This is a genomic window from Collinsella sp. AM24-1, from assembly GCF_003470325.1.
GTDB lineage: Bacteria > Actinomycetota > Coriobacteriia > Coriobacteriales > Coriobacteriaceae > Collinsella.
In genome coordinates this window covers 1-23,438 of record NZ_QRHM01000031.1, presented here as the reverse complement: position 1 = coordinate 23,438, position 23,438 = coordinate 1, and the positions used below count along the sequence as shown (strand labels likewise).

The following is a 23,438-nucleotide window of genomic DNA, read 5'->3' as shown; positions in this document are numbered from 1 at the left end:
ACATTAAGTGGCCTCCTGTTCGTGCGGAACTCGCGATAAACCTAAGTCGGTGTCCCCGCTCTCCCGGGGCCGGCGGCTACTTGGTTGTCGCAGACGGCTCGCTTTTCGGAACTGGGCTGATATTTTCTAGATGTAAGGCGCTCTTGGTCCTAATGGGCTTGGGGCGCCTGTCTTTTGAGGGTGGATTTTTGGGACATGCCTGAAAATCTACCTTTTGCAACTTCTCGTTCTGTAGGAGAAGCTATGACCGGCACTTTGGGAGCGCCCCTAAGTGCCGGTTTGGCTGGAAAGTCGAGATGCGGGGAGCCCGTTGCTGGTATGGGACGGAGGGATTCCGCGTCTGCCTGCGGCATCCGCGCCCCGCTGCGTCGCTTCGCTCCTTGCGTGCTGCGCTGGAAAACGCTTCGCGTTTCCTCAGCTCCGCACCCTTGCGGGTTCGAATCCCTCCGCTTGCCCACGAAAAAGCGCTCCAGGTTCATAAGAGCCTGGAGCGCTATGTTCTTTGGGGCTGGGACGGAGGGACTCGAACCCCCAACAGCCGGCACCAAAAACCGGAGTTCTACCGTTGAACTACGTCCCAATGTCTGGTGTTGCTCAAAAGCAACTCGTCTAGTTTACCTAATCTGCGAGGGCATCGCAAACGCCATCGAGAAGGCGGACGGCGAGGGTCTGCGCGTCGCTTGCGGTAAAGGTGCCGTTGTAACGCGTCATGCCGGTGAGCTCGATGCGAATTCGTGCCGGCTTTTGCTGTGCGGCAACATTGGCGGTACGGATGCGTTGGGCCAGGTTGTGGCACTCGGCGAGGGCGATCGTGGCGCGCGGGGCGGCGTCTGCAGGCAACTCGTCGCTTGCGATCTCGAGCACCAGGTCAACGTCGGTCGGAACCTCGGAATCGCAAAGCATCATGCCGCTGCTGTCGGTCGTCGCCGTGGCGATGTTCCACATGCGCGATGCTACGCTGCGCGCAATGGGGTCCTCGCCGATGACGGCAATCTGGAAGCGCTCGAGCACGTTGGCGGCGCGAGCAAAACCGATGCGGGACTCGGCTTCGGTGACCGAGGGCTTGCCCTCCCACACATGGTGCAGGCGGTTGATGTAGGCGTAGGTGTCCTGGAAGGCCATGCCGTCGGCAAACAGGCCGACATTTTCCTGGAACTGCTGCAGGGCGGCCTCGGTATGCGGACCAAAGTAGCCGTCGTCTTCGCCACAGGCAAAGCCCAAAACGTTGAGAGCGCGCTGCAGGGCCTGCACATCGGCGCCATGGAAATTGGGCATGCGCAGATACAGAGTGCGGTCGCCCAGCTTATACGAGGCGTCGACCAGGGCGCTCCAACAGGGGATATCGACGGCATGACCGGCAGCAAGGCCGCTGTCGAGCCTGAAGGTGCTGACGGCCTGCTCAGTGGTGGTGCCAAAGCGCTTGTCGACAACCTCGGCGTCATCGATTGTATAGCCGAGCTGCAGAAGGCGGGACTGAACATCCTCGACGGCTGCTCCCTGCATGCCCGTGGTAATAGGTTCCATGAACGAACCCCTTTCGGCGTACCATTCGTACTATTTTGAGCGTGTGTCGGATAGACAACGCGAGACAATTTATAAACATGCACTCAATAGTGTAGCAACTTGTACCCAAACTCGCTGCCCACAGGTTTTATGACCCCCGCTAGTTAAGACGCTCCACAAAGAAATCTGCCATTGAGAGGAAGAGCTCGCGCGCATGCGGGTCGAGCTCGACGCCTTCGATAGCGGCCTTGGCCTTAGCGGTCAGGTCGAGCGCATAGGTGTGGGCGTAATCGATGGAGCCGGTCTCCTGGAAGATCTCCACGGCGCGTGCGAGCTGCGCAGGGTCCTCGGTGCCCGAGGAAAGGATTGCCTCGATCTCGTCGTGATAGCGCTCGTCTGACAGGGCATGCACGGCAACGAGGGTGCGCTTGCCCTCGGTGATATCGGTGCGGAAGTCCTTGTTGGCGGCCTCCTTGGTGCCGATCAAGTTGAGCAGGTCGTCTTGAATCTGGAAGGCAAGGCCCGTGTGCAGCCCAAAGGCGCGCAGTGCCTCAATCTGCTCTTCGCTGCCGCCGCCGATAATGGCTCCGGCGGCAAGCGGCGTTGCTCCGCTGTAGTACGCGGTCTTGTGCGTCGCCATGTCCAGATAATCGTCGACCGAAATGTCAAAGCGCCCGTCGCGGACCCAGCCCAGGTCGAGCGCCTGGCCCTCGATGGTACGGACGATCATTTCGGTAAGCTCGTGGAGCACGCGAAGCTTCACGTCTGCGTTGAGTGTGGGGTCGTCGAGAACCGTCTTGGTGACCATGGTGAGCGCCAGGTCACCGCAGTTGATGGCAAGACCGGTGCCCTCGGTAAGGTGCATGCAGGGCTTGCCGCGACGAATCTGCCCGTTGTCGGCGATGTCGTCGTGGATGAGTGCGCCCGACTGAAAGTGCTCGATGGCCGCCGCTGCGCTGCGGGCGCTCTCAAAGCTGCCGCCTACCGCAGTGGCGGCGAGCATGCAGATGAGCGGGCGGTGGCGCTTGCCAGCGTTTGCCGTAAATGCCGAGAGCGGGGTATACAGGTAGCGCTCGATATCGGCGGAAGTCGCCTGTCCGTCAAAGAACGTGGCCAGATAGTCGTTAATCTGGTCAAAGTGCTGGGCTAAAAAGCTGGTAAACGGACTGGACACGGGTTCTCGCATTCTTTGATAGGTTGCATCGTTGCATTATGCAGACAACATATTGCCACATTAGGGCGTCGAGCGCGGCGGTTGAAGACGATTGGTCCATGCGGCCGCAAGTGCGGTAGGGGCTTGGCTAGATAAGCCCAAAGTGTTCGAGCGCGGTGACGACGCCGTCGTGGTCGATGCTGTCGGTGACATAGTCGGCCTTTTCCTTGAGGAAGTCCGGCGCGTTGCCCATGGCGATGCCAACGTCGACGGCGTTCATCAGCGAGACGTCATTGCTGGCGTCGCCGATGCCGTATACGGTTCCGTGGTGGGGATCGAGGGCGTCGAGTACGGACTGGATACCCTCGCGCTTGGTGCATTCGCGAGGCGAAATCTCGGCCACTTCGAGCTCGAGCTCGTTAAAGCAGAGCAGCGGCTCAAACGCTTGATCCTGAGCGATGCGGTTGGCAAGCGACGTGGACATTAAGATCTTGTAGGCGCTGTAATGTTGCAGCTGCGTAATTGCATCGCCCACGGTGCGGGCGTATCCCGGGGCGTCGGGCGCATCGGCACTCATGCGAACGACGCCATTGAGTCCCTCAAAACGAATCACTTCGTCCGATTGCTCAAGAATGGGAGCAAGGCGCTGCAGCATGCCGGGCGTCATCGCCAAATCGCGAATCACGTGTCCCTCAAGTTCGACATAGCCACCCGCGAGGCAGACGATGCCGGTCCAGGGCAGCTCGAGCAGCTTTGGATGGATGCAGCTCAGCGTGCGCCCTGTGCAGATAAACGCCATATTGCCCTTGGCGACAAAATCACGGATGGCTTGCGAGACCGCTTCATTGGGATAGGGGGAGAGGTCTCGCTCGCTCTCGGGAAGCTCTTGTGCCACTCGAGGGTCTTGCCAGGCGAGTGTTCCGTCGATATCGAAGAAGCAGATATCGCCGCGCTTATGGGCTGCGCTGGCGGCAGGGGAGGCCGAGGTGGTGGGCACAAATCCCGGCTCGAGGCCCATGATCTGGTCAAAATGCTCTTTAACGCGGGGAACGGAGATGCCAATAATCACCTGGGCGGTCTTGCCCGTAATGATGAGGCCCTTGGCGCCCGCCGCGACGAAGGCTGCGTTGTCTGCGACAACGGAAGGTTCTGCGACCTCAACGCGCAGACGCGTGGCGCAATTGGTCGCTCCTACAATATTGCTAACGCCACCCAAGAGCGCAACGACTTGCTCAGCAAGCAGATGATCTTGGGATGATTGGTTGTCGGTGCCGTTTTGGGCCGCGCCTTCTTTGGCAGAGCTTTTTCCCGTCAGACGTGCGAGCGCCGCATCGCTGGCGATATGATCCTCGCGGCCTGGGGTTTTTAGGTCGAAAGCCAGAATGAGGCCCCGGAAGACCAGAAAAAAGACAGCGCTAAACATCAGACCGATACCGAGCGCCAAAAGGTAGGAGCCGGCATGCATTCGCATGAGTGGGATGAAGTTGAAGGCCGTCATTTCCATGAGACCGCCCGAGAAGATGCCGACGATACCGAAGAAGTTCATGGTCATGGCAAGGCAGGAGGATAGGACGGCGTAGAGCAAAAAGAGTCCAGGATAGGTGAACATAAAGAGAAACTCGAGCGGCTCGGTGACACCGCAGACCACCGAGGCGACGATGGCGGGCAAAAGGATGACCTTAAGGCCGGCGCGGCGTTCGGGTTTGGCGGTGAAATAGAATGCTGCCGCGATGGCGGGAAGGCCAAAGAGCTTGCCCCAGCCGGTGGCGGTAAAACCTGCCCAGGGCGCAAGTTCATTTAAAGGGCGCGTGCTATGGGAGAGAATGGGGAGCAGGTTGGTCCACGTGGCGTAAATACCGTCGTGAATGACCAGATTGTCGTAATAGATGGGCATATAGAGCAGGTGGTGCAGCCCCATGGGCTCGAGTGCTCGCTCCAAAAACACAAAGATGCCCACGCCGAAGGGGCCGACGCCCGCAAGTGCGTGGCGCAGCGTTTCGGTTACGGCGTATGCGAAGGGCACGATGGCGGCCGAGATGGCGGCAAGGGCAAACACGGCAAAAAAGCTGATGAGGTAGACCAGCGAGGAACCCGAGAAGGTGCCGAGCCAATCGGGAACCTTGGCATCGTAGAAGCGGTCATGGATGGCGACGACGGTTGCCGATACCGCCAGCGGGCCGATAATGCCGGTGTCGAGCGTCTTGATGCCGTCGATGACGGTGATACCGCTGGCGGGGGTCAAAGATGATGGGTACTTAAGCCCAAGGTTGTCTCCGCTCAGCTTAATGATCTCGCTCAAAAAGAAGCAATAGGCAAAATAGGCCACGAGTGCCTCGAGGCAGCAGCGTGCCGGTTGCTTTTGGGCAAGACCGATAGGCAGCGCTACGGCAAAAAGGAGCGGGAGACGTTTAAAGACCGTCCACGAGCCGCGCTGGATGATGGTCCAGAAAACGTACCAAGGGGTTCCGTATACGGCGAGGTCACCGACGATGTCTACGGTCGTGGCGAGGGCGGAGATGCCGACCATGAGGCCTGATATAGAAAACAGCATGGCGGGCGCGAACATTGCCCCGCCAAAGCGTTGGATTTTCTGCAGCATAATATGCCTTCCGGATGCAACATGCTGTGCGAGCAAGAACGTTTAAACAATGAACTCATTGTAGAGGACTGGCTGCTTGCCGCATTGACGGTTTTGATTCGGTCCGATTTGGGTTTCGGGGGAACCGTCGACGGTAAATAATCCGTACTTTACCGATAATCGGTTTAAACAACTTTAAGAAATGCTATCGTGCCTAGCCATACATATTCATTAGAGGTGAAGTTATGCCAAAAGCGATTTACGAAGGAATCTACCGCGAGATCCGTTCGCGCATCATTAACGGGACCTATGCGTTTCAGGAGATGCTGCCAACCGAAGCCGAGCTGACCGCGGAGTTTGGCTGCACGCGCAATACCGTTCGACGCGCCTTGAGCATGCTGGCCGACCAGATGTTTGTGCAGCCTATACACGGCAAGGGCGTGCGCGTTATTTGGCTTAAGGGCGAAACCGACATGCTGGGCGCACTCGAAGAGGTTGAGTCGTTTGGCGAGTTCGCAAAACGCAACAATGCCGTCGCATCGACCGAGGTCAAGTCTTTTGAACATTTGATTTGCACTGAGCAACTGTCGCGCCGCCTTGGCTTTAAGGTGGGCGAGGAGCTGATTCGCGTCGTGCGTGTCCGAAGCCTCAACGGCAGCGCGCGCCAGGTGGACCACGGCTACTTTTTGGAGTCGATCGCCAAGGGCCTGACCCCCGAGATTGCGGCAAGCTCTATCTACGACTATCTGGAGCACAAGCGTGGCGTCAAAGTGATGGCGAGCCGCCGTACGGTGAGCGTCGAGCTTGCCAACGATGAGGACTGCAGCTACTTGGACCTTGGCAAGTACAACTGCGTCGCCGTTATGGAGAGCCAGTCGTACACCTCGGACGGCATCTTATTTGAGGTGACGCACGCTCGCACACACCCCGAGATCTTCCACTACCGCGTTAACTCCAAGCGATAGCCGGCTAGCTCGCAGCCTGACGAGACTCATGTCCTCAAAGAGAAAACGCCCGGTCAAACCGACGATGCATCGGCTTGACCGGGCGTTTTCTCTGCATTCGATAACAAGTAATTGTTTATACAAAACTTGTCAAGTATCAAGTTGAAATTACCGTTCACCGAAGTTTTTCTACCGCTCTAGTAATACTTGTTCAAACAACTAGCCAAATAGCGTATTGTACAAATCAGCAAAAGGGGCAAAGTCCCCGAGCCAATCTCCGAAGGCGGCGGCAAAGGGTGCCGCCACGGTGTGAAAGGGTGGATTGTAATGAAGAACGAAATGAGCAGAAGGCAGTTCCTGGGCTTCGCTGGCTCCGCGGCTGCGGTTCTTGGTCTGGGTCTCGTGGGCTGCGGTGGTTCTGCCGGCTCTGGCTCCTCTGCTTCTGGTGACGCTGCCGAGGTCTACTTCCTCCAGTTCAAGCCCGAGGTCGACAAGGAGTGGAAGGAGATCGCCAAGGCGTACAAGAAGGAGAAGGGCGTCGAGGTCAAGATCGTGACCGCCGCCTCCAACACCTACGAGGAGAAGCTCAAGTCCGAGATGTCCAAGAGCTCCGCTCCGACGCTGTTCCAGGTCAACGGCCCCACCGGCCTTAAGAACTGGAAGGACTACTGCGCCGATCTTTCCGACACCAAGCTCCGCGGCGAGCTCATCGACGACTCCCTGGCGCTGCAGTCCGACGGCAAGGATCTGGGTATCGACTGGGTTCAGGAGAGCTACGGCATCATCTACAACAAGGAGCTCCTCGAGAAGGCCGGCTACAAGGCCGAGGACATCAACTCCTTCGACAAGCTGAAGGCTTGCGCCGATGACATCCAGGCCCGCAAGGACGAGCTCGGCGTTGACGGTGCCTTCACTTCCGCCGGCATGGATGACTCCTCCAGCTGGCGCTACACCACCCACCTCGCCAACCTCCCGCTCTACTACGAGTTCGAGAAGGAGCACAACCAGGAGGACGACGAGATCAAGGGCGAGTATCTCGACAACTTTAAGCAGATCTTCGACCTGTACATCACCGACTCCACCTGCGATCCTTCGCAGCTCGCCTCCAAGACCGGTGACGACGCCACCAACGAGTTCGCAACCGGCAAGGCCGTCTTCTATCAGAACGGCTCTTGGGCCTACGCCGACCTCACCAAGGCCGGTATGACCGACGACCAGCTCGGCATGCTGCCGATCTACATCGGCGTCGACGGCGAGGAGAACCAGGGCCTGTGCTCCGGCGGCGAGAACTACTGGTGCGTCAGCTCCCAGGCTTCCGAGGATGCCCAGAAGGCCACCGAGGACTTCATGTATTGGTGCGTCACTTCTGACACCGCCACCAGCATCATCGCTGACAAGATGGGTCTGACCGCCCCGTTCAAGAGCGCTAAGGAGACCACCAACGTCTTCTCTCAGCAGGCCGTTGCTATGGCCAAGGACGGCAAGAAGACCGTCGCTTGGGACTTCGTTTACATCCCCTCCGAGGAGTGGAAGAAGAACCTCAAGCAGGCTCTCATCGCTTATGCTGCCGACAACACCAAGTGGGACGGCGTCAAGAACGCCTTCGTCGATGGCTGGAAGACCGAGAAGGCTGCTTCCGAGTAAGCAGTTGCTGCCCAAGCTATCTGATTAGCGACAGGGGGCGGGCAGACGTAGGTTTGCCCGCCCCCTGCATATTGAAAGGACCCTTCTATGGGCAAAGCACTCAAGCGCTGGTGGCCGCTCTTTATGCTGCCCACGTGCCTGGCGTTTATGATCGGGTTCGTGATTCCCTTTATCCAGGGTTTCTATCTCTCGTTCTGCCAGTTTATTACCATCAATAACGCGCACTTTGTCGGTATCGAGAACTACGTGCGCGCACTGACCGACCCGCAGTTCTCCACGTCGTTCTTCTTTACCGTGGCGTTTGCCTTCCTGTCGACGGTGCTCATCAACGTGATCGCGCTGGCCATTGCGCAGGCGCTCACTCGCAAGGCGCTCAAGGGCACCAACATCTTCCGTACGATTTTCTTTATGCCTAACCTGATTGGCGGCATTGTACTGGGTTACATTTGGCAGATTCTGATCAACTGCCTGCTCTCCAACGTGGGTGCCCAGCTTATCGCCCTCAACTCCGCCGCTGGCTTCTGGGGCCTTATCATCCTGACCCTGTGGCAACAGGTCGGCTACATGATGATCATCTACATCGCCGGTCTGCAGTCCATTCCGTCTGATTACATCGAGGCCGCCAAGGTCGACGGCGCTACGGCATGGCAGACGTTTTGGAAGGTTAAGATCCCCAACCTGATGCCGACCATCACCATCTGCCTGTTCCTGTCCATCACCAACGGCTTTAAGCTGTTCGACCAGAACCTCGCCCTTACCGGTGGTGCCCCGGCGCACTCCACCGAGATGCTCGCCCTGAACATCTACAACACGTTCTATTCGCGTGCTGGCATCGCATGGCAGGGCATCGGTCAGGCCAAGGCAGTTATCTTCTGCATCCTGGTTGTCGCTATTTCTATGATCCAGCTTAAGGCCACGAGGTCCAAGGAGGTGCAGCAGTAATGAAACGCGATAAGGCTATTAACCGCGCGCTCTCGATCTTCTTTACGATTCTGTCGCTCGCGTGGATCTACCCTGTGTTCATGATTGCGCTCAATTCCTTTAAGAAGGGGACCGCAATCAGCACCACCACGGCGTTCGATCTGCTCACGCCCGAGACGTTCAACGGCCTCGCAAACTACGTGCACGCTCTGAACGAGCAGGGCTTTGCCTCGGCGTTTATGTACTCGCTTATCATCACGGTCACGTCGGTCGTGCTGATTCTGGTGTGCTGCTCCATGTGCGCTTGGTACGTGGTGCGCGTCAACAGCAAGATCTCGAACTTCTTCTATTACCTGTTCGTCTTCTCGATGGTCGTACCGTTCCAGATGCTCATGTTCACGCTGTCCAACCTCGCGGACCGCATCGGCTTTAACACGCCGTTTAACATCTGCTTCATCTACCTCGGTTTTGGCGCGGGCCTCGCGGTCTTTATGTTCGCCGGCTTCGTCAAGAACATCCCGCTCGAGATTGAGGAAGCGGCCATGATTGACGGCTGCAACCCGGTCCAGGTGTTCTTTAAGATCGTTCTCCCCATCATGAAGCCCACCTATCTTTCGGTCGGCATCCTCGAGACCATGTGGGTCTGGAACGACTACCTGCTGCCCTACCTTACGCTCGACTCCACCAAGTACAAGACCATTCCTATTTTGATCCAGTACTTCCGCGGCGGCTATGGCCACGTCGAGCTCGGCCCCATGATGGCCTGCATCATGATGGTCGTTGTCCCCATCGTCATCATGTACATCTTCTGCCAGAAGTACATCATCGACGGTGTGGTGGCAGGTGCCGTCAAGGGCTGATGCCGTAACTGTTTTGCAAGTTTTGGCGGCGCCCCTCAGCGCGGCGCCGCGTATCGAAAGGTAGAGACATGGCCGAGATCGTTCTCAAACATGTTCAGAAGGTGTATCCCAACAACGAGTCAAAAAAGAAGGGCTTCTTTGGCAAAAAGAAGAAGACCGAGGAGAAGAAGCACAACCTCAAGGTTACCGAGGACGGTGTGCTCGCTGTAGAGGACTTCAACCTCACCGTTCACGACCAGGAGTTCATCGTCCTCGTTGGCCCTTCTGGCTGCGGTAAGTCCACGACGATGCGCATGGTCGCCGGCCTGGAGGACATCACCTCCGGCGACGTGCTCATCGACGGCAAGCGCGTCAACGACGTGGCGCCCAAGGACCGCGACATCGCCATGGTGTTCCAGAGCTACGCTCTGTACCCCAATATGACGGTGTACGAGAACATGGCATTTACGCTCGAGCTCAAGAAGGTCCCCAAGGACGAGATCGACCGCAAGGTTCGCTCCGCTGCCGAGATCCTGGGTATTACCGAGTACCTCGACCGTAAGCCCAAGGCGCTCTCTGGCGGCCAGCGCCAGCGCGTCGCCATCGGCCGCGCCATCGTGCGTGACCCCAAGGTCTTCCTGATGGACGAGCCGCTGTCCAACCTGGATGCCAAGCTTCGTAACCAGATGCGCGCCGAGCTCATTAAGCTGCGTCACGAGATCAAGGGCACCTTCATCTACGTTACCCACGACCAGACCGAGGCTATGACCCTCGGCGACCGCATCGTGGTCATGAAGGACGGCGTCGTCCAGCAGATCGCCACCCCGCAGGAGGTCTTCAACCATCCCGCGAACATCTTCGTCGCCGGCTTCATCGGCGTGCCGCAGATGAACTTCTTCGATGCCCAGCTGGTGCGCTCGGGCAACGGCTTTACCGTCAAGACCGAGGATATGAACGTGGCGCTCGCCCCCGAGACCTGCGCTCAGCTTGCTCTCAACTGGGACGGCGGCGACGTGAAGGAGATTACGGCCGGCGTGCGCCCCGAGCAGATCCTGCTTGCCGACAAGGGCGAGGAGGGTGCGCTCCAGGGCACCGTCGAGGTGACCGAGCTCATGGGCTCGACCGAGCATGTCCACGTGACCGCTCCCGACGGCCAGTTTGTCCTGATTATCCCCGTCGTCGACCTCGAGGCCAAGGGCGCGCTCAAGGCTGGCGACCCCATCTGGTTCAAGTTCGAGAAGAACGCGACCCATCTCTTCGATAAGGTGTCTGGCAAGAACCTGATCTAGGCCCGGTGCATCCAGGCCCTCCCTTTGGGCGACTGCGGCTTTGCCATCCTTTTGCCGCGGTCACATATAAGGCTCCCCTCCCGTCCACTGGGCGAGAGGGGAGCCTTTCTTTGTGTTGGGACTGTCTGACCGTCGTTTGTCTCGATCTGTAACGGATAGGGCCGATTTCGGACGTTAGATGTTACAGATCGAGACGGTTCCGCTGAGCTAACCATTTCATCTAAATCTGTAACACCAAAGGCGAATTTCACCTGCTAGATGTTACAGATTGAGATAAACCCAAGGGGAGGGGCCGGTATGTCTCAATCTGTAACGGCTGGGACCGTTTTGGTTGAGTAGTTGTTATGGATCGAGATTGTTTGGCCGAGTTGGATCACAGGGTAACGTGCGGGCACAAAAAACGGAGCCGTGTTGCCACGACTCCGTTCCTCAAGAGAATGGGTAAGGGGAATGGGTTAGTCCAGGTGCCAGATCTCGTCGTTGTACTGGGAGATCGTACGGTCGGACGAGAAGGTGCCGGCGTTGGCGATATTGATGAGCGCCTTGCGCATCCAGGCGTCCTGGTCCTCGTAGTCGGCCAGCACGCGCTCCTTGGTCTGGATGTACTCCTCAATGTCGAGCAAGGCCATAAACCAGTCCTTGCCCTTAATGTCGTCGTGCAGGCGCTGCAGGCGCTCGGCGTTGCCGGTTGCCATAAAGGCCGGGTTGGTGATGAAGTCCACCAGCAGTTTAATGCCGGGCTTGCGGTAGAGCGCACCGGCGTTGTAGGTGCCGTCGGCGTAGAGCTGCTCGACCTGTTTGGACGAGGCACCAAAGGTATAGATGTTCTCGTCGCCCACGAGCTCGGCAATCTCCACGTTGGCACCGTCGAGCGTGCACAGGGTTAGGGCGCCGTTGAGCATGAACTTCATGTTGGAGGTGCCGCTCGCCTCCTTGGAGGCCAGGCTGATCTGCTCGGAGATGTCAGCGGCGGGGATCACGCGCTCGGCGGCGGTGACGTTGTAGTTCTCGATCATGACAACCTGCAGGTAGGGAGCCACGTCGGGGTCGTTTGCAATCCACTGCGACAGCGTCAGGATCAGATGGATGATGTCCTGCGCGATAGTGTAGGCAGGCGCCGCCTTGCCGCCAAAGATGATGGTGACAGGGTGCTTAGGCCTGTTGCCGTTCTTGATATCGAAGTACTTCCAGATGATGTAGAGCGCGAGCATCTGCTGACGCTTGTACTCGTGGATGCGCTTGACCTGGACGTCGATGATGGCGTTGGAGGGAATGGTCACGCCCTGCTCGAGCGCCATGAACTGGCGCATGATGGCCTTGGCCTCGACCTTGGTGGCGGCCAGGCGCTCAAGAACGTCCTTGTCGTCGGCGAACTTGGCGAGTTTGTTCAGATCGCCGGTGCTGCGCCAGTCGGTGCCGATTACATCGTCGAGCAGGCTGGCGAGCGCGGGGTTGGCTCCATGGATCCAGCGGCGGAAGGTGATGCCGTTGGTCTTGTTGGAGAACTTCTCGGGATAGATCTCGTAGAACGGATGAAGCTCGGTGTCCTCCAGGATCTTGGTGTGGAGGGCGGCTACGCCGTTGATGGAGAAGCCAAAGTGGATGTCCATGTGGGCCATGTGGACGGTGTCGTGCTCGTCGATGATGGCGACGCGCGGGTCATCGTGCTCGGCTTTCGCGATCTCATCGAGCTTGACGATAATGTCGGCGATGGCAGGGGAGACCTTCTGCAGGCTGGCGAGCGGCCACTTCTCGAGCGCCTCGGCAAGGATCGTGTGGTTAGTGTAGGCGACCATGGAGCGTACGATGGTCACGGCCTCGTCAAACTCGATGCCATGCTCGGTGGTAAGCAAGCGAATGAGCTCGGGGATGACCATGGTGGGGTGCGTGTCGTTAATTTGGACCACGGCGTAGTCGGCCAGATCGTGCAGGTTGCTGCCGCGCTCGACGGCCTCGTCGATCAGGAGCTGGGCGGCGTTGCTCACCATGAAGTACTCCTGATAGACGCGAAGCAGGCGGCCCTGCTCGTCGGAATCGTCGGGGTAGAGGAACAAGGTGAGGTTCTTGGCGATCTCGGTCTTGTCGAAGTCGATGGAGCTGCCGGGGACCAGGCCGTCGTCGACGCTCGCCAGGTCGAACAGGCGCAGACGGTTCTTGGTGGGCTGGCCGTAACCGGGCACGTCGATGTTGACGAGCTTGGAGGTAACGGCAAAATCGCCGAACTCGACGGTGTAGGAGCGGCCGTCGTCGACTAGGATGTCCTGCTCACCGAGCCACTCGTCGGGGACGGCCTTCTGCTGGTTGTCGACAAAGCGCTGACGGAACAGGCCGTAGTGATAGTTGAGGCCCACGCCATCGCCGGTCAAGCCCAGCGTGGCGATGGAATCCAGGAAGCATGCGGCCAGGCGGCCCAGGCCGCCGTTGCCGAGCGACGGCTCGACCTCGAACTCCTCGATCTTGTTGAGGTCGTGGCCTGCGGCGGTGAGCTGGTCCTTAACCTCATCGTAGATGCCGAGGTCGATCATGTTGTTGATGAGCAGCTTGCCGATCAAAAATTCGGCGGAAATGTAATAGAGCTTTTTCTTGCCGTTGTTGAGCGGGCAGGCGGCGGAGCGCTCCTGCACGAGTTTGACCAGCAGCTTGTAAATGCGACGGTCGTCGAGCTGCTCGAGCGAGGTGCCAAAAGACTGCTCGGCGAGTTCCATGAGGTTAATTTGGGGCATGTTTTCTCCTGTGATGGGTTGTTTCATGTCTGCAATTCATAAGAAGCCCGCGCGAGGGGATTGGGGTGGCCTCGCGCGGGAAAAAGCAAGCGCGTCCGCACGGTGGGGAGGGGTCGGGCGCGGTAGCTCCTATTGAGGAAGCTCGATTTCGGCTTCCGACGGGATGCGGAAGTAGGTCTCGGTCCAGTCGGTGAGTTTGTGCTCGAGCTCGCGGGTGATGGCGCCGTCGAGCATGCGCCAGGTCCAGTTGCCGCCCAACGTGGCAGGGGTGTTGATGCGCGCCTCGTTGCCCAAGTTGAGCAGGTCCTGCATGGTGTAGATGCACGTGTCGCTCACGCTGGCGGCGATGGTGCGATTGAGTGCATCTGCCATGGGTTCGCCGGCCTGCTGATGGGTGTACAGGGCTGCCTGCTCGCGCTGACGCGGGGTGGCCGTTCCCTCAAACCAACCGCGCGCCGTCTCGTTATCGTGGGTGCCCACATAGGCGACGGTGTTGGCGATGTAGTTATGCGGCAGGTAGTACGAGTTGGTGCCCTCAAAGGCAAACTGCAGGATCTTCATGCCGGGGAAGCCCGAGTTGTCGCGCATGTCGATGACGCCGGGGGTGAGGAAGCCCAGGTCCTCGGCGATGATGGGCAGCGTGCCGAGCTTTTCCTCGAGCGTCTTGAAGAACTTGAGGCCGGGACCCTGCGTCCACGAACCGTAGGACGAATCGGGCGAGGAGAACGGCACCTCCCAATAGGCCTCGAAGCCGCGGAAGTGATCCAGGCGGATGACGTCGTACATGTCGAGGGCGGCGCGAATGCGGCCCTCCCACCAGGAGAAGCCGTCGGACTCCATGGCGTCCCAGTCGTAGATGGGGTTGCCCCAGTACTGGCCGGTGGCCGAGAACTGGTCGGGCGGCGTGCCGGCGACGCTCACGGGATTGCCGGCGGTGTCGATCTTAAAGAGCTCAGGCGTCGCCCACATCTCGACGGAGTCACGCGAGACATAGATGGGCAGGTCGCCGATGATGAGAATGTCGCGCTCGTTGGCATAGGCCTTGAGGCGGCTCCACTGGCGATCGAAGAAGTACTGCGTCATCTGGTGGTAGAGCATACGCGCCGGATGGTCGGCGCAGACCTTGGCGGAAGCCTCGCCGCGGGTGCGGAGCTCCGCGGGCCACTCCCAAAACGCCTTGAGACCGCACTCCTCTTTGACGGTCATGAACTCACAGTAGGGGATGAGCCAGTCCTCGTTGGCCTGGATAAAGTCATCGAAATCGGCCGGCTTGTCGGCAGCAAAGCGCTCGGCGGCGCGGTCGAGAATCTGACGGCGGCCACCAAAGATGGCACCGTAGTCGACATTGCTGGGGTCGGATCCCAGATACACGCCATCGATATCGCGCTGCTCCAGATACCCTGCCTCGATAAGCTCGGCAAAGTCGATAAAGTTGGAGTTGCCTGCGCGGGCCGAGAACGACTGATAGGGCGAATCGCCATAGCTGGTCGTCGTAAGGGGCAGAATCTGCCAGTAATGTTGTTTGCACGAGGCGAGAAAATCGACGAAGTCGTAGGCATTCCAGCCAAAGCCGCCGATTCCGTATGGTCCGGGCAGAGATGAGACGGGCATGAGGACGCCGCTTGCACGCTCCATGAATGCGCTCACCAACCTTCTTGTTGTGGGGTCGGCCTGCCGATGGGTGTGCAGTCCGCCTCCGATGTTCTGATTCGATACGCCTATTGTAAAACATGTTGTTTAAACATGTACAGGCAAGATAAAAAAGTTGGTCGATTTTCGGCGAATGGTTACATGCCATGAAAAAGCCCCGACCTCACAACGTGAGATCGGGGCAAGAGCGGTATGTAGGTTTTTGCTACTCGGCGTCGGCGAAGCCGTTGGGGTTGTGGCTCTGCCAGTTCCAGCTATCGCGGCACATGTCCGCGATGTCGTACTGGGCCTTCCAGCCCATCATGCGCTCGGCCTTGGAGGCATCGCACCAGTTGGCAGCGATGTCGCCGGCGCGGCGCTCGCGGATCACGTAGGGCAGCTCCTTGCCACAAGCCTTGGAGAAGGCGGCGACGACCTCGAGTACCGAGGTGCCGGTGCCGGTGCCCAGGTTAAAGATCTCGACGCCGGTTTTGCCGTTCATCCAGTTAAGGGCGGCAACGTGACCAGAGGCCAGATCGCACACGTGGATGTAGTCGCGCACGCCGGTGCCGTCGGGGGTGGGGTAGTCGTTGCCATAGACCTGAACGGCCTCGAGCTTGCCCACGGCGACCTGGGCGACATAGGGCACCAGGTTGTTGGGGATGCCCTTGGGGTCCTCGCCGATCAGGCCTGACGGATGAGCGCCGATGGGGTTGAAGTAACGGAGCAGCACGACGTCCCACTCGGGGTCGGCGGTGTGGACGTCCATAAGGATCTGCTCGATCATCCACTTGGTCCAGCCATAGGGGTTGGTTGCGGGCTTCTTGGGGTCTTCCTCGGTGACGGGCGGGTTGTCCGGGTCGCCGTAGACGGTCGAGGAGCTCGAGAAGATGATGGACTTGCAGCCATGGTTGCGCATGACGTCGATGAGCACCAGGGTGTTCTCGATGTTGTTGTGGTAGTACTCGACGGGCTTGCTCACCGACTCGCCGACGGCCTTAAAGCCGGCAAAGTGGATGACACGGTCGATCTGATGGGTATCGAAGATCTTGTTCATCGCATCGCGGTCGAGCACGTTGGCCTTGTAGAAGGTGAGGTTCTTGGCGGCTTCGTCGCCCACGATGGTCTTGACGCGGTCGACGGCGACGGCGCTGGAGTTGGAGAGATCATCGACGATGACGACCTGGTAGCCACCCTCGAGCAGCTGAACGACGGTGTGCGAGCCGATAAAGCCGGCGCCACCGGTAACGAGGACGCAGGTGTCTTTGGGGTCGAGTGCTTTGGACATGTAGTCTCCTATCGAATCAGGAACACTTCTAGAGGGGAGTATAGCGCAGGCGGGGACGCCCAAATGGTGCACTGTAGGAAAAGCAGAGGATTATGTTAACGTACTCATATAAGAGCTTGCTCAATTGTTACCTCAAATTTGACAATTGCTTACGAGCCGCCGACCTTGTAGTTTCCTGCCGTTCGTGGAAATCGTTGGGACGCGCCATATGTACGCTAATATGTATGAGTTGAGCGACATATAAATAAGCATGTAACGGAGTACATATGTCACCAAACAGCGATTCCATCCTTTCCCAGGAGCTCTCGCGCCGCACTGCCCTTAAGGCCCTGTTCGGCGCCGCTTCTGCGGCAGTTCTTTTTGGCCTGCCCACTCGCGCCCATGCGGCGGAGGCTTCCAAAGAAACCACCGATAAATTGAATGCCGCCCAGGCCCAACTCGACGAGGTTCAGGCCCAGCTCGACAGCATCGCAAATGAGTATGCGGCGCTGGCCAACAAGAATGCCCAGACCCTCAACGACATCGAGAATGTCCAGGGCAAGATTGACGACACGCAGGCCCAGATCGATGAAAAGAAGGCCGAGCTCAAGAAGAAGCGCAACGACCTTTCCGATCGCGTGGCCGCCAGCTACAAGTCCGGCGGTACGAACATCCTGTCGCTGCTGCTGGCCTCTGGCTCGTTTGAGGAACTCGTCGCCAACGCGCATTACGTTGAGAAGATCAACAAGAGCGACCGCGATGCCATCGAGGATATCCAGACGATTCAGGCTGAGCTCGACGCGCAGAAGACCGAGCTCGAAGCACAAAAGGCCAACCTGGAGAAACTCAAGGACCAGCAGACGGCTCAGATGCAGGATATGCAGGCCAAGCAGCAAGAAGTCCAGACCGTGCTGAACGGTCTTTCCGACGACGTCAAGGAGCTCATGGCTCAGCGCGATTCCGAGATTCTCGCTGCCGCCCAGGCCGAGGAGGCCGCTAGGAAGGCCGCCGCTGCCGCGGCCGCCGCGAACAAGAACAATTCCTACTCGGGTGGTTCGAGCTCGGGCGGTGGATCGTATGCGCCCGGAACTCCGCAGCAGAATGCCGGCTCGGGCAAGCAGCAGGCCGTCGTCAACGCGTGCTACTCCACGCCTTCGCCGGGTCAGAACTGGTGCGCGGCGTGGGTTACCAATGTCTTCCGCAATGCCGGCGTGGGCTATTTTGGCGGCAACGCGTGTGACATGTTCAACGCCTGGTGCTATAGCTCCGACCGCTCGGCGCTGCAGGTGGGCATGATCGTGGCCGATTCCTCGCACAGCGGCACGGGTGCTCCGGGCCTTATCTACGGTCATGTGGGTATCTACGTTGGCGGCGGCATCGTAATGAGCAACGAGGGCGCCATTACGTCTAAGTCGCTTGATTCATTCATTAGCTTTTATGGTACTGGCTCTGGCGTGCGTTGGGGCTGGCTTGGCGGTATTGCGCTGTCGTAAAGCCGACTGGGCCGCGTGCCCGCCCGCAATATATTTGATTGCCTGCTCGGGCAGTCCTGCGCAAGACGAAGGCCACATTAAGTGGCCTTCTTTGCGTGCGGAACTCGCGATCAATCAAATATATTGCGGGCGGGCACGCGGCCCTCTCGGGTTCGGGGCGCTACGCACCGGATTGGTTGTCTGAATAAAAGAAAGTGAAGGCCCCTTTCGGGGCCTTCTTTTTTAGAGGAATTCGCCGACTCGGTGGACTTCGGGTTCGAGGTCTACGTCGAATTGGTCTTTGACGGTTGTTTGGATGTGGCGGATGAGTTCGTCGACATCGGCGGCGGTGGCGTGGTCGGCGTTGACGATGAAGCCGCAGTGCTTTTCGCTCACCTGCGCGCCGCCGATGGCGTGTCCTCGCAGGCCGGCGTCCATGATGAGCTTGCCGGCAAAATAGCCCTCGGGGCGCTTGAAGGTGGAGCCGGCGCTTGGCATGTCGAGCGGCTGCTTGTCCTCGCGGCGTTGGCGGTAGTCATCCATGTCGGCCTTGATCATCGCGGCGTTGCCCGGGGCGAGATTGAAAGTGGCCGAGAGCACGATAAAGCCGTCGTCGGCGATGCGGCTCTTGCGATAGCCCAGGTTGAGCTCATCGACATCGAACTCGATGATATTGCCGCTACCGCGGGTGCCGTCGTCGAGCGCGCGGGCGGGCTTATAGACGCGCACGGACTCCAGTACATCGGCCATGCAGGCGCCGTAAGCTCCGGCGTTCATGTAGCAGGCGCCGCCGACCGATCCGGGAATGCCCGAAATGGGTTCCATGCCGGTAAGGCCAGCCTCGGCTGCCGCGGCCGCTACGTCCGAGAGCAGCACGCCGGCTGCTGCCGTAACATGCGTGCCGTCGACGGTGATGTTAGAGAGGCCTTCGCCCAGCGCCACGACCACGCCGCGGATGCCCTTGTCGCCGACGAGCAGGTCGGAGCCGTTGCCCACGATGGTGAGTGGCAGATCGCAGCGGTAGCAGGTATCGAGCGTGGCAATGAGTCCCTGCTCGGTGTCGGGCGTGACAAAGACGTCGGCCGGGCCGCCGATCTTAAACGTGGTGTGCTCGCGCATGGGCTCGCTCATGAGCACGTTGTCCTCGCCGGCAACGCCAGCGAGCGCGCAGAGCAGGTCCTCGTTAAAAAAGTCATTTTCGTGCATACGTATATCCGCCTTATGGTGGTCGTTTTCATCAATCGAATGCAATATACCCCACCTGGATGGATTTGGTGCAAAGCAACCTGACCCCAATGCATCACATGGTGCAAAGGGGTCAGGTTGCTTTGCACCAATCGCGGCGATAAAACAGCCGTCTACCGGATTGGTAAAGTGTTTATCATCGAGGTAGAGGGACGGTCGCTATACTTTCAAGAGATTGCGCGAATACTCGGAAGGAGCGAGATGGGCAACAAAGTTACTCTCAAGCAGATTGCCCAGGAGGTGGGGCTTTCCCCCTCGTCGGTCTCGCTTGTTCTCAACAACCGGCCTTGTCGCATCTCGGAAGAAAACCGCAAGCGCATCAAAGAGGTCGCGGCGCGCAACCACTATGTTCCCAACCAGATCGCGCGCAGCCTGGTCATGCGCGAGTCGCGCACGCTGGGCCTTATCGTTCCCAACATCGAGAGCCGATTTTTTGCCTCGCTCGCTGGCAGTCTGGAAAAGCGCTGCCGCGAGGACGGCTACGCGCTCTTTATTACCAGCTCGGGTGGAAGCGCCGAGGACGATCTAGAGCTCCTGCGCCAGCTGGTGACGCGCGGCGTCGATGGTGTGTTCTTGGTCGTGGGCGACGAATTCTCGGACGACCGCGCTTTGCGCGAAGAAGTCAGCCATCTGCCCATCCCGGCGGTAATGGTTGACCGTGCCATTGAGGGACTCGAGTGCGACAAGGTGATGTTCGACCACGAGATGGGCGGCTATATGGCCACCCGCTATCTGATCGAGCAAGGCCACCGTCGTATTGCCTGCTTGGTTAATGCGCGCCGTTCCAATACGGGTCGTAAGCGTCTTGCCGGCTACGAGCGCGCGCTGCGCGAGGTGGGGCTGCCCATCGACGCGCGTTTGGAGTTTGAGAGCGAGTACTACATTCCGAGCGCATACGAGGCCTCGGAGGCAGTGCTCACAACTGACGCCACTGCCGTGTTCGCAAGCTCGGATAACATTGCCCTCGGTTTGCTCAAGCGCTTGCACGAGATGGGGAAGAGCATCCCGGGCGATATCTCGGTGGTGAGCTATGACAACTCGGCGGCCGACGTTCTCTTTGAGCCGGCGCTGACCGCGATTGAGCAGGACCCTGGTGTCCTTGCGGAGCATGCTTTTGGCTGCATGTCCAAGCGTCTTGCCGGTAGGGGCGGCAGGCGTGCCGAAGAGGTCGTTCTGGAGCCGGAGCTTATCGTTAAGGACAGCGTGCTCGAGCTTACTAAACACAACTAAACACGTTTATCAATTCATGCAGATTGAATGTGGAGTACCTGTGACAGACAATGCCGCAGGTGAATGTCTGCTTTTGCCTGTCCATATGGCAAATCAGGATGGTAAAACGTTTTTTCACCATGATAAAACGTTTTAGCAAATATACTAGTCCCAACGAAAGGTTGCCGTATCGGAAGGCGACCGCGCAGCGAAGGGACATAAACAATGGCTAAAACACTGGGAACGCCGTGGCAAAAACTGGGACATGAGGTTCCCGCTTCCGAGCTCGAGGGTGTCGACCTGTATTGGCGCGCCTCGAACTACCTGTCCGTCGGCCAGATTTACCTTCGCTCCAACCCGCTGATGCGCAGCGACTTTGTCGACGAGAAGACCGGCGAGACGCGCGATTTTGGTCGTCCGGACGTTAAGCACCGTCTGGTCGGTCACTGGGGCACCACGCCCGGTATTAACTTCCTGTTCGGTCATGTCAACCGCCTCATCGCCGATCACAACCAGAACGCCATTTTCTTGATGGGCCCGGGCCACGGTGGCCCTGCTGGCACCGCCCAGTCGCTGCTCGATGGCACCTACCGTGAGATCCGCCCCGACATCACCAATGACGAGGCCGGCCTGCAGAAGTTCTTCCGCCAGTTCTCCTATCCCGGCGGCATCCCGAGCCACTTTGCGCCCGAGACGCCCGGTTCCATCCACGAGGGCGGCGAGCTCGGCTACACTCTCAGCCACGCCTACGGCGCCGTCATGGACAACCCGAGCCTGCTGGCCGTGGCCGTGGTGGGCGACGGTGAGTCCGAGACCGGTCCGCTTGCCACCTCTTGGCAGTCCAACAAGCTCGTGAACCCGGCAACCGACGGCATCGTCCTGCCAATCCTGCACCTCAACGGCTACAAGATCGCCAACCCCACCATCCTCGCCCGCGTGTCCGACGAGGAGCTCACCAAGTTCTTTGAGGGCATGGGCTACAAGCCGCACTTCTTTGTCGCCGGCTTTGACGACGAGAGCCACGCGAGCATCCATGCGCGTTTCGCTGCCTTGTTTGAGCAGGTCTTTGACGAGATCTGCGACATCAAGGCCACCGCGCGGGCCCAGGCCGCCGCAGGCGAGACCGTGGCCCGCCCTGCTTACCCCATGATTGTGTTCCGTACTCCCAAGGGTTGGACTTGCCCCAAGCACATCGACGGCAAGAAGACCGAGGACTCCTGGCGCGCCCATCAGGTGCCGCTGGCGAGTGCCAAGGACACTCACGAGCACTTCCGCGTGCTGCGCGAGTGGCTGCGCTCCTATAAGCCCGAGGAGCTCTTTACGCCCGAGGGCCAGGTACGCCCCGAGGTGACGGCCTTTATGCCGACCGGCGAGCTGCGTATCGGCGCCAATCCCAACGCGAACGGCGGCAAGGTGCGCCGCGAGCTCGAGCTGCCCGATATCCACGCCCACGAGATCCCCGTCGCCGAGAAGGGCCATGGCTGGGGCTCCACCGAGGCCGCTCGCGTCTTTGGTGAGTACACTGCCGACGTTCTGGCCAAGAACATGGAGGATTTCCGCATCTTTGGTCCCGACGAGACCGCGTCCAACCGCCTGCAGGCCGCCTACAAGGTGACCAAGAAGCAGTGGGATGCCGGCTTCTACGAGGACGAGGCCAACGACGAGCTGCTCGCCGGCTCCGGTAAGGTCGTCGAGCAGCTGTCCGAGCACCAGTGCGAGGGCTTCCTCGAGGCCTACGTGCTCACCGGCCGCTCCGGCGTGTGGAGCTCCTACGAGAGCTTTGTGCACGTGGTCGATTCCATGGTCAACCAGCACTGCAAGTGGCTCGAGGCCACCAAGCGCGAGATTCCGTGGCGTGCTCCCATCAGCGGCCTCAACATTTTGCTGTCGAGCCATGTTTGGCGTCAGGACCACAACGGCTTCTCGCACCAGGACCCCGGCTTTATCGACCTGCTGCTCAACAAGGCCAACGACACGCATATCGTGAATGCTTACTATCCGGCCGACGCCAACATGGCCCTCGCTGTGGCCGAGCGCGTCTACCAGTCCACCGACTGCGTCAACGCCATTTTCTGCGGCAAGCAGCCCGCCCCGACTTTCCAAACGGTCGACGAGGCCTGTGCCGAGCTCGCCGAGGGTGTCGCGGCTTGGGAGTGGGCATCGACTGCCGACTCGCTCGCCGAGGCTGACGTCGTAGTTGCCACGTGCGGTGACGTGCCGACGCTCGAGGCCCTGGCTGCAACCGACATGCTGCGCGAGCTAGGCATTAAGGTGTGGTTCGTTAACGTGGTCGATCTGCTCAAGATTCAGAACGTCTGCGAGAACGACCAGGCCATCAGCGATGAGCGCTGGGCTGAGCTGTTCGGCTGCGGTGAGAAGCCCGTGCTCTTCGCATTCCACGCCTATGCCGGCACGATTCGCCGCCTGATCTGGAACCGCCCCGGCCACGACGCCTTCCGCGTCCACGGCTACGAGGAGAAGGGCTCCACGACCACGCCGTTCGACATGCTGCGTCTGAACAACATGGACCGCTGGGCCCTGGCCGCCGACGTGCTGCGCATGGTCGACGCCGACAAGTTTGCAGAGCAGATTGACGAGTGGGAGGCATTCCGCACCGAGGCCTTTGAGTTCGCGTGCAACGAGGGCTTCGATCACCCGGCCTTTACCGACTGGGTCTGGCCCGACGCCGCTGCCGCAACGGCAGCCGACGGCGCACTCTCCGCAACCCAAATGACCGCAGGCGACAACGAGTAACTTAGTTACGCGGTTTTACCAAACCGCGTAATGGCTCGACGCTGCGCGGGTTCCAGGCACCCCATCTCGCCGTTCAAACCGTCGCTCGCGTACAAGAAGTACGCGTCGCTCCTCTTTCGCGGCGACCTGGGGCACCTGGAACTCGCTCGCTGGCTTTTGCGCAACCAGCGGTGAGCGATTGCTCGGGGAGCGCATTGCTGGACGGTCTCGCGCTGGGGCCGCCTCCGGGCGGGTTGCCTTGCTCTGAGAAGTGGGCTTCGCGAACTTC

The 23,438-nt window shown here is 59.4% G+C and carries 15 protein-coding genes and 1 tRNA gene; 8 read left to right on the top strand and 8 right to left on the bottom strand.

What is annotated here, in order from left to right; all coding sequences use genetic code 11:
• Positions 1-508 precede the first annotated feature (508 nt).
• The 4 genes from DW661_RS09350 to DW661_RS09335 all read right to left on the bottom strand — a co-directional run bounded on the left by DW661_RS09350 (position 509) and on the right by DW661_RS09335 (position 5,255).
• Positions 509-580, bottom strand: a tRNA-Gln gene (locus DW661_RS09350).
• A gap of 38 nt (positions 581-618) precedes the next feature.
• Entirely contained in the window at positions 619-1,524 is a 906-nt protein-coding gene (locus tag DW661_RS09345; protein ID WP_199584890.1) for a peptidoglycan-binding protein, read from the bottom strand.
• A 139-nt stretch (positions 1,525-1,663) separates the two neighbouring features.
• The gene (locus DW661_RS09340; RefSeq protein WP_089573618.1) at positions 1,664-2,677 is read right to left on the bottom strand and encodes a polyprenyl synthetase family protein; all 1,014 of its coding nucleotides are present in this window, start codon (positions 2,675-2,677) and stop codon (positions 1,664-1,666) included.
• 127 nt (positions 2,678-2,804) lie between these two features.
• The gene (locus DW661_RS09335) at positions 2,805-5,255 is read right to left on the bottom strand and encodes a PTS transporter subunit EIIC (RefSeq protein ID WP_118935418.1); all 2,451 of its coding nucleotides are present in this window, start codon (positions 5,253-5,255) and stop codon (positions 2,805-2,807) included.
• A gap of 224 nt (positions 5,256-5,479) precedes the next feature.
• On the opposite strand from DW661_RS09335, the gene DW661_RS09330 reads away from it, so the two are divergent.
• From DW661_RS09330 to DW661_RS09310, 5 genes are all read left to right on the top strand, one after another.
• On the top strand, positions 5,480-6,199 hold the full coding sequence (locus DW661_RS09330) for a GntR family transcriptional regulator (protein WP_117776883.1): 720 nt from the start codon (positions 5,480-5,482) through the stop codon (positions 6,197-6,199).
• A 306-nt stretch (positions 6,200-6,505) separates the two neighbouring features.
• Positions 6,506-7,822, top strand: a complete 1,317-nt coding sequence (locus DW661_RS09325) for an ABC transporter substrate-binding protein (protein WP_055252173.1) — start codon at positions 6,506-6,508, stop codon at positions 7,820-7,822.
• 87 nt (positions 7,823-7,909) lie between these two features.
• Complete coding sequence (locus DW661_RS09320; RefSeq protein ID WP_099432301.1) at positions 7,910-8,764, top strand: carbohydrate ABC transporter permease; 855 nt, start codon at positions 7,910-7,912, stop codon at positions 8,762-8,764.
• Positions 8,764-9,603, top strand: a complete 840-nt coding sequence (locus DW661_RS09315; protein WP_117858793.1) for a carbohydrate ABC transporter permease — start codon at positions 8,764-8,766, stop codon at positions 9,601-9,603. The genes DW661_RS09320 and DW661_RS09315 overlap by 1 nt, the downstream gene beginning before the upstream one ends.
• A 68-nt stretch (positions 9,604-9,671) precedes the next feature.
• A complete protein-coding gene (locus DW661_RS09310; RefSeq protein WP_117640835.1) occupies positions 9,672-10,871 on the top strand; it encodes an ABC transporter ATP-binding protein in 1,200 nt (399 codons plus the stop codon).
• 455 nt (positions 10,872-11,326) lie between these two features.
• Here DW661_RS09310 and glgP read toward each other — a convergent pair whose 3' ends face one another.
• The 3 genes from glgP to galE all read right to left on the bottom strand — a co-directional run bounded on the left by glgP (position 11,327) and on the right by galE (position 16,511).
• Positions 11,327-13,594: a glycogen/starch/alpha-glucan family phosphorylase gene (glgP, locus tag DW661_RS09305; RefSeq protein ID WP_233547494.1), complete on the bottom strand. Its 2,268-nt coding sequence runs from the start codon at positions 13,592-13,594 to the stop codon at positions 11,327-11,329.
• Between the two features lie 129 nt (positions 13,595-13,723).
• Entirely contained in the window at positions 13,724-15,241 is a 1,518-nt protein-coding gene (malQ, locus tag DW661_RS09300) for a 4-alpha-glucanotransferase (RefSeq protein ID WP_233547493.1), read from the bottom strand.
• Positions 15,242-15,449: 208 nt separating this feature from the next.
• Positions 15,450-16,511 (bottom strand): UDP-glucose 4-epimerase GalE, encoded by a 1,062-nt coding sequence (gene galE, locus DW661_RS09295; RefSeq protein ID WP_117855760.1) that lies wholly within the window; start codon positions 16,509-16,511, stop codon positions 15,450-15,452.
• 266 nt (positions 16,512-16,777) lie between these two features.
• On the opposite strand from galE, the gene DW661_RS09290 reads away from it, so the two are divergent.
• A complete protein-coding gene (locus DW661_RS09290) occupies positions 16,778-17,983 on the top strand; it encodes a hypothetical protein (protein ID WP_117564857.1) in 1,206 nt (401 codons plus the stop codon).
• Between the two features lie 222 nt (positions 17,984-18,205).
• Here the strand turns inward: DW661_RS09290 and murB are convergent, their stop codons facing one another.
• Positions 18,206-19,168 (bottom strand): UDP-N-acetylmuramate dehydrogenase, encoded by a 963-nt coding sequence (gene murB, locus DW661_RS09285; protein WP_118935416.1) that lies wholly within the window; start codon positions 19,166-19,168, stop codon positions 18,206-18,208.
• A 240-nt stretch (positions 19,169-19,408) separates the two neighbouring features.
• Here murB and DW661_RS09280 point away from each other — a divergent pair, with 240 nt between their 5' ends.
• Entirely contained in the window at positions 19,409-20,437 is a 1,029-nt protein-coding gene (locus DW661_RS09280) for a LacI family DNA-binding transcriptional regulator (RefSeq protein ID WP_118935415.1), read from the top strand.
• 204 nt (positions 20,438-20,641) lie between these two features.
• Positions 20,642-23,170, top strand: a complete 2,529-nt coding sequence (locus DW661_RS09275) for a phosphoketolase (protein WP_118935414.1) — start codon at positions 20,642-20,644, stop codon at positions 23,168-23,170.
• The last annotated feature ends 268 nt before the right edge of the window (positions 23,171-23,438 follow it).